Source organism: Neorhizobium sp. NPDC001467, assembly GCF_050275975.1.
GTDB lineage: Bacteria > Pseudomonadota > Alphaproteobacteria > Rhizobiales > Rhizobiaceae > Neorhizobium.
Map to the genome: position 1 here is coordinate 938,370 of NZ_JBNNPS010000001.1, position 12,926 is coordinate 951,295.

At 63.6% G+C, this 12,926-nt stretch carries 13 protein-coding genes; 4 read left to right on the plus strand and 9 right to left on the minus strand.

What is annotated here, in order from left to right; genetic code table 11:
- Positions 1 to 68: 68 nt before the first annotated feature.
- The 7 genes from ACQKKX_RS04715 to ACQKKX_RS04745 all read right to left on the minus strand — a co-directional run bounded on the left by ACQKKX_RS04715 (position 69) and on the right by ACQKKX_RS04745 (position 5,873).
- Positions 69 to 815, minus strand: coding sequence for an ABC transporter ATP-binding protein (locus ACQKKX_RS04715; RefSeq protein WP_427569243.1), 747 nt, complete (start codon positions 813 to 815; stop codon positions 69 to 71).
- Positions 812 to 1,591: an ABC transporter permease gene (locus ACQKKX_RS04720; RefSeq protein WP_427569244.1), complete on the minus strand. Its 780-nt coding sequence runs from the start codon at positions 1,589 to 1,591 to the stop codon at positions 812 to 814. The genes ACQKKX_RS04715 and ACQKKX_RS04720 overlap by 4 nt, the downstream gene beginning before the upstream one ends.
- On the minus strand, positions 1,584 to 2,426 hold the full coding sequence (locus ACQKKX_RS04725; protein ID WP_427569245.1) for an ABC transporter permease: 843 nt from the start codon (positions 2,424 to 2,426) through the stop codon (positions 1,584 to 1,586). Before ACQKKX_RS04725 ends, ACQKKX_RS04720 begins: the two co-directional genes overlap by 8 nt.
- Positions 2,427 to 2,439: 13 nt before the next feature.
- Entirely contained in the window at positions 2,440 to 3,453 is a 1,014-nt protein-coding gene (locus ACQKKX_RS04730) for an ABC transporter substrate-binding protein (RefSeq protein WP_427569246.1), read from the minus strand.
- Between the two features lie 54 nt (positions 3,454 to 3,507).
- Complete coding sequence (locus tag ACQKKX_RS04735) at positions 3,508 to 3,846, minus strand: 4Fe-4S binding protein (protein WP_427569247.1); 339 nt, start codon at positions 3,844 to 3,846, stop codon at positions 3,508 to 3,510.
- On the minus strand, positions 3,843 to 5,405 hold the full coding sequence (locus ACQKKX_RS04740) for an FAD-dependent oxidoreductase (protein ID WP_427569248.1): 1,563 nt from the start codon (positions 5,403 to 5,405) through the stop codon (positions 3,843 to 3,845). The genes ACQKKX_RS04735 and ACQKKX_RS04740 overlap by 4 nt, the downstream gene beginning before the upstream one ends.
- Positions 5,406 to 5,684: 279 nt before the next feature.
- The gene (locus ACQKKX_RS04745; protein WP_427569249.1) at positions 5,685 to 5,873 is read right to left on the minus strand and encodes a hypothetical protein; all 189 of its coding nucleotides are present in this window, start codon (positions 5,871 to 5,873) and stop codon (positions 5,685 to 5,687) included.
- A 322-nt stretch (positions 5,874 to 6,195) separates the two neighbouring features.
- On the opposite strand from ACQKKX_RS04745, the gene ACQKKX_RS04750 reads away from it, so the two are divergent.
- The 3 genes from ACQKKX_RS04750 to ACQKKX_RS04760 are packed head-to-tail and all read left to right on the plus strand — an operon-like array spanning position 6,196 to position 9,058.
- On the plus strand, positions 6,196 to 8,406 hold the full coding sequence (locus ACQKKX_RS04750) for a heavy metal translocating P-type ATPase (protein ID WP_427569250.1): 2,211 nt from the start codon (positions 6,196 to 6,198) through the stop codon (positions 8,404 to 8,406).
- A complete protein-coding gene (locus ACQKKX_RS04755) occupies positions 8,403 to 8,537 on the plus strand; it encodes a hypothetical protein (RefSeq protein WP_427569251.1) in 135 nt (44 codons plus the stop codon). Before ACQKKX_RS04750 ends, ACQKKX_RS04755 begins: the two co-directional genes overlap by 4 nt.
- A gap of 20 nt (positions 8,538 to 8,557) precedes the next feature.
- On the plus strand, positions 8,558 to 9,058 hold the full coding sequence (locus ACQKKX_RS04760) for a copper chaperone PCu(A)C (protein ID WP_427569252.1): 501 nt from the start codon (positions 8,558 to 8,560) through the stop codon (positions 9,056 to 9,058).
- 247 nt (positions 9,059 to 9,305) lie between these two features.
- Here the strand turns inward: ACQKKX_RS04760 and ACQKKX_RS04765 are convergent, their stop codons facing one another.
- Both ACQKKX_RS04765 and ACQKKX_RS04770 read right to left on the minus strand, forming a co-directional pair.
- Complete coding sequence (locus ACQKKX_RS04765; RefSeq protein ID WP_427569253.1) at positions 9,306 to 10,619, minus strand: DUF882 domain-containing protein; 1,314 nt, start codon at positions 10,617 to 10,619, stop codon at positions 9,306 to 9,308.
- 96 nt (positions 10,620 to 10,715) lie between these two features.
- Complete coding sequence (locus ACQKKX_RS04770) at positions 10,716 to 11,132, minus strand: MerR family transcriptional regulator (RefSeq protein ID WP_427569254.1); 417 nt, start codon at positions 11,130 to 11,132, stop codon at positions 10,716 to 10,718.
- A gap of 637 nt (positions 11,133 to 11,769) precedes the next feature.
- Here ACQKKX_RS04770 and ACQKKX_RS04775 point away from each other — a divergent pair.
- Positions 11,770 to 12,795 carry a hypothetical protein gene (locus tag ACQKKX_RS04775; protein ID WP_427569350.1) on the plus strand — a complete coding sequence of 342 codons (1,026 nt, stop codon included), beginning with the start codon at positions 11,770 to 11,772 and terminating at the stop codon, positions 12,793 to 12,795.
- Positions 12,796 to 12,926 lie beyond the last annotated feature (131 nt).

The following is a 12,926-nucleotide window of genomic DNA, read 5'->3' on the forward strand; positions in this document are numbered from 1 at the left end:
GTAGCTGGCCGCGGCGCTGGGACAGCTAATGTATTCGGGTGTTTTATGTACCTCTGCCGCCCCGTCGCCTAAGCTACGAGCATCCCCAGGCATCTTCTCTTGAGGTCGACCAGGGTAGCCGCCGAACGATCCCGCGGGCGCTCCAGATCTACTTCAATAATGTCGCGTATCCTGCCGGGGTCGGGCTCCATCACGATCACCCGGTCGGAGAGATAGAGCGCTTCCTCGACATCGTGGGTGACGATGACGATCGAGACGCGGTTCCGCTCCCAGATTGCCAGCAGCTCGTCCTGCAGACGCATGCGCAGGATCGAGTCGAGCGCGCCGAATGGCTCGTCCATGAGCAGCACGTCGGGCTCCTGTGCCAGCGCTCTCGCGATGGCCGCGCGCTGCGCCATTCCTCCGGAGAGCTGGCGGGGGTAGGCGGTCAAGAAGCTCGAAAGCCCGACAAGGTCGATGTAGTGCCGTACCCTGTCCCGCTTCTCGCCGGAGGACAGCGGACTACGGTCGAGAGCGAGAGCCACGTTGGCCTCGACGGTGAGCCAGGGGTATAGCCTGTGGTCCTGAAACACCATGCCCACGCGCGTTCCCGCAGATGCGTCGGCTCCGTGGCTAATGGATCCCCGGAAGTCGTCGTCGAGTCCCACGATCAGACGGAGCAGGGTGGACTTTCCACATCCGGACGCACCAACGATGCTCACGATCTCGTTGCGGCCAACGGAAAAGTTCACGTCCCTGAGGACCAGACGGTCAGACCCTTTCAGGGCATAGGATTTGGAGACATGTTCAACGGAAAGTGCGGCCGCGGCGGTCATTTCACATCCTGGGTCCATGGAGAAAGTTTCTGCGTCAGCGCCCCCACCAAGCTGTTGAGCAGGACGCTGCCCGCGGCCAGTGCAAGGACCCCGACGATGACGATGTCCATCCTGAATTGGTCGCGCGCGCTGGCGATGTAGCTTCCCAGCCCGCGACCGTTCCCGATGGCGTATTCTGAACCGATCGTTCCGATCCATGCCGACAGCACGGCAATCTGAATACCCACGTTGACGCTCGGGAGAGCCGCCGGAAGATAGAGTTTCCGCAGCCTGGTTCTGTAAGTCAGTCCGGTGACGTGCGCGACCTCCACGAGCGAACGCGGGACCTGGCGCACACCTTGCTCGGCAGCCAGGAACAGCGGAAAGAACGCCGAGAGCGCGGTGAAGACGAACTTTGTGACCTCGCCGTTTCCAAACCATGCGGTCAGGAGCGGGATCCACGCGAAGAGGGCGACCTGCCTGATACTGTGGATCGTCGGAGACAGTCCGAGTGCGGCGACACGGTAGAGACCCGCCATGTAGCCAAGCGCTAATCCTAGCAAGCCGCCGAACAGCCCTCCGGACACGACGCGGGCGACGCTTGCTCCGAGAGAGCTCCACAAGGCAGACCCCGAAGCATCCTTGAAGGGAACGGCAGCAACTTGTTGAGGCGTCACCACCAGCGGCCCGTGCAGAAAGCCCGACGAGGTCGCCGCCCACCAAAGCAGGACAATGGCACCGGGAAATACGGCTCCTCGGGGAGCGTGTCGCGACATCCGCCAGAGCCGACTAGCCATTGTCGGCTCCCGGGCGAATGAGCGTCTCGCCCGTCTTGAGGAGTTGGTCCAGGACGAAGCCTACCACGCCCACGATGATCATCCCGACGATGACGATGTCGAGCTGGAAGAGCGTGCGCCCCCAGACCATCATGTAGCCGAGCCCGTCTGTCCCCGCGAGCATCTCCACCACGATCAGCGACACGAATGCCTGGCTCAAGGACAGTCTGACGCCGCTGGCGATGAACGGTGCCATGGCGGGAACGACGAGCTTGAAGAACCTGGTACGGCGACGAAGACCAAGCACGTCCGCGACCTCCACCAGCCTGACCGGGAGGTTCCTCGCTCCCTCGGCTGTGCTGATCGCCATCGGGACGAAGCAGGCCTTCGCGAGGATGACGATCTTCAGCGATTCCTCGATCCCCAGGAGCAGGATGAGGATGGGTAGCCAGCCGAGTGAGGGAACGGCAGCGATGGCCCGGAAAGTGGGGCCGAGATATGCCTCCGCCGTCGTCGACCGACCGAGCAGCATCCCGAAAGCGAACCCGGCTGTCGCGCCAAGGAAGAAGCCCTTCGCGATCCTTTGGAAGCTGACTGCTGCCGCCGCAAGGATGTCTCCGTTCACGAGGAGGTCGATGAACGTCTGCATGACCCAGACAGGCTGCGGAAGAACCTGGGGCGACACCCATTCCCAGGTGGAGCTCAGCCACCAGAGCAGCAGGATAAGCGTCGGCGCGAGCAGGCAGAGAGCGACGCTGCTCGCCTGCCGGAGGGCCGCGGAAACAGCCCTCCTGTTCGGCTTGCCGACACGATCCCGCACCAGGGCGGAAGATCTTTCGAGCTCGATCGTCGCCATGATATTGGCCTCGTCAGTTCTGGAGGGTGCCGTTCTCGCCGCGATCTGGCCAGAACGCGTCAAGCTTCAGTGAAGAAACGGCCTTGTCGACGTAGGAGCGGTCGACCCAGGTATCGAGGTTTACTTCGCGACGGATCAGCTTCTGCTCCAGGTCGAAAGCGATGCCGCTCTTGTACCGGGCCGTGAAGAAGGCATCCAGCCGCGGATTGTACTTCTCCTTCAGCGGGCTGCCCACGTTCGATCTGCGGATGACGTCGATGGGCGTCCCCGCGCGCGACCAGATCTGGAACGCTTCCTCCCTGTTCTTCTCGTCACCGAGCCAGTGCGCGGCCTTCACGAAGCCGTTCACCACCTTCTGCGTCGCCTCCGGATAAGCCTTCCTGAACTTGTCAGTGACGAGAAAGGCACCGAAGCCGTCTCCGAATGCGCCAGCTTCCGACGACTTGTAGAAGATCTTGGCGAGGCCCTTGTCTTCGAGCGGCAACAGGAAGTCGGCCCCAAAGGCTGCATCAACGCTCTTCGCGGCAAGGGCAGCAAGCTGGTCCGCGTTCTTCAGGTCGACGATCGTGATGTCCTTCTCGGTCAGTCCGGCGTTCTTCAGCGCGGAGATGAGCGCCCAGTGGATGATCGTCGCCTTCTGGATAGCGACCTTCCTGCCCTTCAGGTCGGCGATCGACTTGATGTCGACGTCTGGCCGGGCCGCGCCGAAGACGGTCGTGCCGCCGTACGAGGCGAGGATGACGGTGTCGAGGCCGTTGGACTTGCCGATGATGTTGGGCACTGCGCCATAGGACGCAAAATCGAGCTGGCCGTTGGACAGTGCCTCGTTGATGGCTGGTCCGGTTCCGGTGAAGTAGGTGAACTGGAGCTTCGTGGGGGTGCCCTTGAACTCTTCCGCGATGAAGCCCTTGGCGTCGGCGATCGCCTGAAGCCCCACGCCGAACGGCGTGCCGAAGCCGAAGCCCACGTCGCCGAACCGGATGGTCGCCGGAGCGTCCTCAGCCCGTGAGGCAGCACCGGTCAGCACGACGGCTGCGGCTAGAAGAAGGGAAGTTATGAATCTGCGCATGGTTCTCTCCAATCAGGGGATGATGTTTCCGGTCTCGAATATCCGGTAGCTGAGGTCGCCCGCGGTTCCGCGCGGCTTGGAATTCTTCCAGCCCATCTCGCGCCGGAAGCTTCCGAGCACGCCGCGCTCGATCAGTTGCTCCTCGCTTGCGCCTTCGATCGTCTCGGATAGCGGCGATACGTAAAGCGCGTCCGTGGGACAGAAGAGCTCGCAGAGGAAGCAGGTCTGGCAGTCGGATTGCCGCGCGATCACTGGGATACCTCCGGGGACGGCATCGAACACGTTGTCGGGGCAGGCTTCGACGCAGAGGTCACATTTGACGCACCTGTCGGCGCTGACGATCTCGATCATGATGCCTTGCTCAAGGATTGGTGGGACGAGGAGAAGGCGGACCAGATGGAATCGGTGCCGCCGGAATCTATGCGGCGCGCCAGGGATGGGTTCATGTCCGGGTAGTCCAGACGTCGTTGAAGGCCGCGGCTCTCGCGGCGCAGGATCGCGCTCTCGGTCGCCCATCTCGCGGTTGCGATCAGGGCTTCCGCTTCACGGACCTTCGCGCTTCTGCTCCAGCGCCAGCTTTGATCCTGCCATAGGTCCCGTAGGGCCGCTGATCCTTCGCCAAGGGATTGGGAGGAGCGGAAGAAGCCTCGCTCCAGTGGCAGCGTTTGCCGCTTGACAGCCTCGATCACGTCGTGGACGTCAGGGTTCTCCCGCGCAGTCCGGACTAGCGGCGAAGAGGTCACTCGTTCCACCGTCCGAGACCGCCAGTGAGTCCCCAGCGACTTCACGTACTTCGAAGCGTCTTCCCCGGCCCACGAGCCTGTCGCCATGGCCCAGCTAGCGTTCGGCCCGCCGCCGCCTGTCGTTGCTCCTGACATGCCTTGGCGCGTGGCGGCGTCTCCCGCGGCAAACAGCCCCGGCACGGTTGTGGACGCGCGGTCGTTGATCTTCATACCGCCTGTCCCGCGGACGGTGCCTTCGTGCCGCAGGGTGACGGGAAAGCGATCCCTAAAGGGATCTATACCCAGACGGTCGAAGGGCATGAAGATGTTGGGCTGCCCTCGTCTGAATCCTTCCTGAAGGCGGGGAGGGGCCTTGTCCAGGACGGCATAGACAGGGCCTCTCAAGAGCGCCTCGGCGACGATGCTCTGCCTGTCTCCGACGCCGGCAAGGATGTTGCCGTCTTCGTCGCTGAACGTGCCCCAGAAGTAGACGACGCCTTTGGTGACGCTGGAATATGCGGGCGAGATCCCGTATTGCGCCGAGAACTCCATGCCCGACAGCGTGGCTCCGGCTTCCGCTCCCATGAGGTAGCCGTCGCCCGTGAGGTTGTTGGTGCCAAGCGCGCCGCTCAGGAAGGCACAGCCGCCTGTCGCGATGACAACGGCTCCCGCCCGGATCTCAAGAGCCTCTGCGGTACGACGGCTCCGGGCAATGGCACCTGCGGCGCTGCCGTCGGAAAGCAGAAGTTCTTCGGCGGGATGGTGGTCGAGTATCCTGACCCGTGCCTTGATCAGCTTCTGGCGCATGAAGCGGAGGTAGTCCGGCCCGCGGAGCATCCCGCGATATGGGCGGCCGTCGTCGTAGGACGGGAAGTCGTAACCCCATCCGGCGAGAAGATCGAGGTTTTCGTGGGTTCTGTCGAGAACCCGTTCAACGCGTTCTGGCTCGGCGAAGGCGTGGCCAAGCCTCACCCGCTGCGCGACGCTAGCAGCCCGTTCCGAAGTCCCGCGTCTCGAGTAGATGGTTGTCGTGTTGCCCGCGGCGGTCGCGCCGCTGGTCCCGACATAGCCTTTGTCCAGAAGCACCACATCCAGCCCGCTCGCGACTGCGTTCCAGGCTGCCCAGCATCCTGCCGGTCCCCCGCCGATCACCAGCACATCCGTGTTGAGAACCTCGATCATCGTCATCCGTCACCCTCTTCGGGATGAAAGACTACTTAATCGGTAGACATTATCGAGATCATGTTGTTGCGGCTGCTGATGGGCTAGGGGAATATTGTTCTAAAGGTGGCGCTGTAAGCTGGTACAAGCTGGATGCGGCCGACGAGCTTGATCGACGTCTGAGTGCCTCGCCATCCCTCAGATTCGGCAAAAAAGCCGCCGTCGACTGATCAAGCACGCCGCTTGCGTTGATATCCGCAGCAGTCATCAAGTCCGTCGCCCGCATCACCGAGCTCGACAAGGTGCTCATCGACGACGTGGAAATGGGACGGTAGCCATCTCCCGTACCCATCGCGCATTTTCGCAATCCTCTTCGACGTCCCAGAAGGAGATGGCCTTGGCAAGATCATCAAAAGTGACCGAGCCTTCGACAACAATGTCCATCAGGATCTCGACGCCGACCTCACCGAAAAGGCGCGCACATGCGGTCTCCACTGTCTCTCCAAAATGAGGAGACGCAGGCAAGCCAGCAGGGTGTTCGCGTCGATGTGAAGTGGAAGCGGCGCGTTGACCGTGGTTAACGCCTGCCAGATTGCGTTGCTTTTCACAGTGTGATTGTGCATGACGATACACCTATCGAACAAAGGCACGGGACCTCAAGAAAACAAGGAGACCCCCTTGATCCCACGCAGCGTCACATAGCGGGTGGCAGTTGCCGCCCAATTTCGGGGTTTTCTCCATCCCGTCGTTTTTCCGCTTGCACCTCTAGCTACTAGAGGTCGTAAACCGTCCTCATGGACAGCATGAGGATTCTATGATGAGCGAACCGATGCAGACGAGGTTCCGTGTGGGTGGCATGGACTGCGCTTCCTGCGCGAGCAAGATCGATACCGCCGTGCGCCGACTGCAAGGTATCGATGACGTTGGGGTGTCTGTGACTGCCGGCACGATGACCGTGCGGCATTCTCCCGCCGTCGATCTGGCGGCGGTCGAAAAGCAGGTGTCAGCGCTCGGATTCTCGATTGCGCCCATCGTGCGGACAACGGCTGCGCCGATCGCTGCTCCGGTCCACAGCCATTCCGACCACGATCATCCCCATAACCATGCCTCTGATGCATCCGACGCGCGGATCGAAGGTCTCCATGGTCACGACCATGGTCCCACCGATGGCCCCTGGTGGCGCAGCCGGAAGGGCCGCCTCACCATCTTCGCGGGTGGCGCGCTCGCCATAGCTTACGGGATCGGCCATCTGTTCCCCGCCGTCGAGACCTACGCCTTCGTCGTTGCCATGCTGATCGGTCTGGTGCCGATCGCCCGCCGCGCGGTGATGGCAGCGCTTGCTGGGACCCCGTTCTCCATCGAGATGCTGATGACGATCGCCGCGGTCGGCGCTCTGGTCATCGACGCGTCCGAGGAGGCCGCGGCCGTCGTCTTTCTGTTCCTCGTGGGCGAACTGCTCGAGGGCGTCGCCGCGGGCAAGGCGCGCGACAGCATCAGGTCGCTCACGGCGCTGGTACCGAAGACGGCGCTGCTCGAGGAGGGCGGCAAGACCCAGGAGGTTCCGGCAGAGACGCTGACGGTCGGCTCGATTATCCTGGTGCGCCCCGGTGACCGGATTTCCGCCGACGGGGTCGTCGTCGCGGGCGAGGGGTCGGTCGACGAGTCTCCGGTCACTGGAGAGAGCGTCCCGGTCCGCAAGACAGTCGATGACAGCGTCTTCGCCGGAACGGTCAACGGCGACGCCGCGCTGCGTGTCCGGGTGACCGCAGCGGCGCAGGACAACACCATCGCCCGCGTCGTGCGGCTCGTCGAGGAGGCGCAGGAGTCCAAGGCTCCGACAGAACGGTTCATCGACCGCTTCTCCCGCTACTACACGCCCAGCGTGGTCGCCGTTGCCGCGCTGGTCGCCATTTTGCCGCCGCTCGTCGCGGGCGGCGAATGGAGCGAGTGGGTCTACAAGGGACTCGCCATCCTCCTGATCGGCTGCCCCTGCGCGCTGGTCATCTCGACACCTGCGGCCATCGCGGCATCGCTATCGTCCGGGGCGCGTCGCGGCCTGCTCATGAAGGGCGGAGCCGTTCTCGAAGGCCTCGGCAGGCTCACCGCCATCGCCTTCGACAAGACGGGCACGCTGACCGAGGGGCGACCGAAGGTCACAAACGTAGTACCCTTCGGCCGCAGCGTGCCCGAAGTTCTCGGGATCTCCGCGGCGCTCGAGGCGGGATCGAGCCACCCGTTGGCGCTCGCCATTCTGGAGAAGTCCTCGGAAGACGGGATCGAGCCTCCCGCAGCGACCGACGCGAAGGCTCTGGGTGGCAGGGGCGTGACAGCCGTGGTGGACGGTGTCGAGGTCTTCCTCGGCTCCCCCAAGGCGGCCGCAGAGCGCGTCGCCATCCCTATGGCGCATTCGCGCAGGATCACCGCCCTCAACGACGAGGGCAAGACCGTCTCCGTCCTGGTAGTCGGCAATGTCCTCGCAGGTGCGATCGCCATGCGCGATGAGCCCAGGGCGGACGCCATCGAGGGGCTCAAGGCGCTGACCGATGCCGGGATCCGGACCGTCATGCTGACGGGCGACAACAGCCGCACAGCGAAAGCCGTGGGAGCCGCGCTTGGAATCGAGGTCCGGGCCGAACTGATGCCGGAAGACAAGCAGCGGATCGTCGGCGAAATGAAGAAGGAAGGCTTCGTCGTCGGCAAGATCGGCGACGGGATCAACGATGCTCCAGCTCTCGCCGCGGCCGATGTCGGCATCGCCATGGGGGGCGGAACGGACGTCGCGCTCGAAACTGCAGATGCCGCCGTGCTCCATGGCCGTGTCGGAGACGTGGCGCTAATGGTCGACCTCTCGAAGAGGACGATGCGCAACATCTTCCAGAACATCGGGATCGCGCTTGGCCTGAAGGCCGTCTTCCTGGTCACCACGATCATCGGGATCACCGGCCTGTGGCCTGCCATCCTTGCTGACACGGGCGCGACGGTGCTGGTTACGATGAACGCGCTGCGCCTGCTGAGGCCGATCCGATGAAGCCAGCTAGCAGAAAGATCGTCTTCGGTGTGCTTCTCTTGTCTGTCGCCACGTCGATCGTCTTCAGCATGATCGGCGTGCTGGCGGTCTGGAACCCGATGGAGCTGTTCGGCTACGCGGCGGGACAGTGACCTTGTGCTATGGAGTAGATATGAGAACAGGAATAATTCGCCTGGCCGCCGCGTCAGCCTTGCTCGCGCTGCCACTGGCCAGCGCAACAGCCCACGACTTCAAGGTGGGCAATCTGGAACTGAAGCATCCATGGTCGGCCAAGGCTCCCACGGTCGCTCCCGTGCTCGGCGGCTACCTGGTCATCGTGAACACTGGCACCGAAGCCGACCGCCTCGTCGGCGGCACCACTCCCGCGGCGGAACGGCTGGAGCTGCACGAGTCGTCGCTCGCCGACGGCGTTGTGCGCATGCGTCCTGCGAAGCAGGGTATCGAGATCCCGGCGGGTGGAGCCGTCAGCCTCCAGCCTGGCGGCGCCCACATCATGCTCGTGGGACCGAAGGAGCGTCCGCCGGAAGGCGGGAAGTTCAAAGCCACCCTGCAGTTCGAGAAGGCGGGTCCCGTCGAGGTGGAGTTCGTCGTTCAGGCGAAGGCGCCGCAGCCTGCTGCTCCGGACGATCACGGCGGTCACGCGAAGCCGTAGATCGGCCTCGGGCAGATCTTGAATCCGCACCCGCCCGCGACCATCTAGGGTTCACCACCCGTCATAGATGACTGCCTGCAGCGCCGCTCTCGGCCGCGCGTTCGCCGTCGTCCGGGTCAGGAAGGCGCTCCCTGGAAACAGGTCGAGCGCCTTCCTTCTTCCTGAGGTCAGTCTTCGGGCGTGACGGAGCCGTCATTGGCACCCAGTTTCTTGATGCCAGAGACGAAGTCACCTGGTGTTTCGATCCTCAGCCGTCCGCCCAAAAGCGGCCGCCGTCGAACTGCGCCTCGGTTGGAACCGCCGTCTGGCCGCCGTCATAGGCGGCAGTCGCGGACGCGCTTGAGGAAAGCGACCGCTGGACCAGGACCGGCGCAATCATGCCGCGCGAACCCGGCTCCGAGAGCGCCCACGACACGAGCGACTCCTCCATGTCCACCTCGTCCTCGTACTCCCCCCCGGGCTCGGGAGACGACATCGGCAGCAGGGCGATGCCGCCCGAGGGTTGCTTCAGCACAGGTAGCGGCGCAGGGTTCGCAGGCTCTTCCAAGGGAGCGGACGACGGGCCGAGCGAGGCCGTCTCGACTGCGTCCGCGGGCACGGCGGCCGAGGGCCGCACGCTCGGAACCGGAACCGCCAGCGCGGCAAGGTCTACGAACTCCGGCTGCTCGGGAGGGATGGTCTCCGCGCGCGCCTTCGTCTGTAATTCCAGCGCCTCTTCCGCCCGGCTCTTCCTGGACGGCAGCATCGCCGTCAGGATGCTGGCGCGCACAGGAGTGCGGGCCGTGTCATCGTCGTCGCCTTCTCCGGCGGCGGAAGCGATCTGGATCGAGTTAGGTCCTACCCGTCGCCTGTAGTCGGCGACCGCCTGATCATAGCCGGGCAGGGGCCGCCCGTCGGCCGGAAGGTGCATCGTCTTCCCATCAGGAAAGATTCGCGCGAGCTCCTGCCGGGACATCCTCGGCCAGGCACGGACGTTGCCGACGTCGAGATGGACGAACGGCGAACCGGAGGTCGGATAGTAGCCGACGCCGCCGACCTGGGCCTGCATGGCGAGCGCCCGGAGCGTCGCCAGCTTCACGCCGGGAATGTAGAAGTCCATCGCCTTGCCGAGCATGTGCTGGCTGTTCTTCGCCACCCCCGTACTGCGCGACCGTCCGCGGAGCATGTTGTTGGTCGCGGGGGAACGGTAGGCTGAAACGATGTGGATGTAGTCCTTCGCTCCGCTCCTGTCGTAGACTTCCCAGACGAGATCGAGGAGCCGCGGGTCCATGCGGGCCGGCTCGTTCCTGCGCCAGTCGCGGAGAAAGCGGTTGATCTCGGCGAGGCCGCGGGAGTCGTACCTTCCGTCGCGCTTGTAGGTGATCGTTGCGCGCTCTCCGGTATGCGTGAAGAAGAGCTTGAGAGAGCGGTCCTCCGCGGACGCGAGACCAGCGGTGCATACGAGTGCCGGAAGCGCAAGCAGTGCCGACGACACGGTCTTCGCCAGCCACTGGCGGATCCGTAGAAAGAAGGTTTCCGCGGTCGAGGAGATGCAGGACGAGTTCTTGAGGTACGCGGGCACTAGGGTCATCCATGAAGCTGCAGGCCTCCACAGTTTCATGGATCATGGTCAACAAATAGCTAATGGATCCGTTGGGGGACGTCGAACGCAAGGCGATCAGTCGTGATCGGCGGCGCACATGTCGTGATTGGCCAGCGCCCGGATCACGTAGCAGTCGCGAACCTGGCTTGAGTGGCAGTGCGTCGAGATGCGCTCGAGTTCGGCCTCCAGTTTCTTCAGCCGCTCGATCTTCTGGCGCACGGTGACGAGTTGCTCGGCCGCAATGCGGTCGGCCTCGGCGCATGGCTTCTCCGGGTGTTCGCTCAGATCGATCAGCTCTCGGATGGCCTCGATCGTAAGACCGAGATCGCGCGCATGGCGGATGAACGACAGCCGCTCCAGTTCTGCCTTCGAGTACCGGCGCTGGTTTCCTTCCGAACGCTCTGGCTGCTTCAGAAGACCCATCTGCTCGTAGTAGCGGATCGTCGGCACCTTCACCCCGGTGGTCCTCGACAGGTCTCCAATTGTCAGCATTTGAATCCTTTCCGCAAACCCCGTTGCGGTCCTGCAATGGTAAGATCTACCGAGCGAAATTGGAAGATCGATCTTCCGGAGCGCCTCCGCGCGGACGGCTGGTGGCGGCCATTTGGTGCCTCCAGTCACGAAACCACATGTAGGATTCGACGCCGATAGCAGTTCCGAATGCCACCGACGCGACGGAGCCGATGAGGGCCTCAGTCCAATCGTGGCCGCCGACCCAGCAGACGAGGGCGAAACCCAGCTTCACGAGCGCGAAGCCAGAGAGGCAGAATAGGGAGATAAAGGCTGCCGCCCGCGCGATGCCGGGAATGCTTCTCATCATCTGTCGGACGTAGACCGGGAGTGGCCGGAGACGAAATTAAGTTGTCGTGCATGTCAATATCGACAGGCCCTCTTGCACCTCAAGCAGCTAGAGGTCTTAGGATCGTGGCGCATCTTGGCAGGAACGGGCGCTCGCGCTTCCTCATCTGATCGTGTATTAGGCTTAACAAAGACGAAACGCGCTTGCGGGAATGTACCGCGCGACATCTAACCCACGGGGCAGAAATACGTCCACATGATTTCGACGATCGACCGGAAGCAGACCTTCCGCACTGGCCGCCTGGTCACGCTTCTCCGCCGCGGGGTGGCCATGGCCCTGCTCGGCGCCGCGCTGTCCGGATGCGTGGCGGCTGACATGGCTCTTGATGACCTGCCGAAGGCGCCGCCGCAGATCCCGTCCAGGATGCTGGCGGAGATGTCGAAGAAGGGCATGAAGGCTGAAAGCCCCGTTCTGGTGCGCATCTTCAAGCAGGAGAGCGAGCTCGAGCTCTGGAAGGTGGACGCGAGCGGCCGCTACGCGATGCTGAAGACCTATCCGATGTGCAGGTGGTCCGGCAAGCTCGGCCCGAAGATGAAGGACGGAGACCGCCAGGCGCCCGAAGGCTTCTACCACGTCTCATCGGGGATGCTGAACCCGAAGTCCCAGTACTACGTGTCGTTCAACCTCGGCTATCCGAACAGGCTGGAGTCGGCGCTCGGCTACACCGGAGAGTCGCTGATGGTCCACGGTGCTTGCTCGTCCTCGGGCTGCTACGCGATGACGGACCAGGGCGTGGGCGAGATCTACGCCGTCGTCTCCAAGGCTCTCTCTTCCGGCCAGGACCGGTTCCAGGTTCAGGCATATCCCTTCCGGATGACGGCGGAGAACATGGCGCTCCACAAGGGCGACCCAAACCTGCCGTTCTGGAAGACCCTCAAGGAGGGCTACGACGCGTTTGAACTGACCCGGCAGCAACCAAAGGTTTCAGTCTGCGGGCGGCGCTACGTCTTCAACACCGAGTTCGAGGGTGGCGACCCGCGCGATCCGCTCTCAGCGTGTCCCGCCACGGCCAAGTCCACCGATCCGCAGCTCGTCGCGAAGATCGCGGCCGAGAAGCAGAAGGTGGAGGCCGCGCTTGCCAAGGGCAGTTCCTCGACCGTCATGTCCTACGTCGACGGCGGCATGCATCCCAGCTTCCGGCAGCTCCTCAAGAAGGACGGCCCGGAGAAGCTCGCGTCCCGCATATCGAACATCAAGTACCCCGTCAGCAGGCCGGACGCTGCGCTGGCGGACCCGTTCGAGGGCATGAAGAGGACCGGAGTGGGCAAGGTCGCCGACGTTCCGGCGGATAACTGAGGTGGCGCGTTCCACTGACGACCAGCGCCTGGCTGCGATCAGGAGGAAGAACAGGATCCTTCTCGCGGTTCTCGTGGCATTCGTGCTTGCTGTCTTCGGCTACAGCTTCCGCCATATCGGGGACGAGGCAC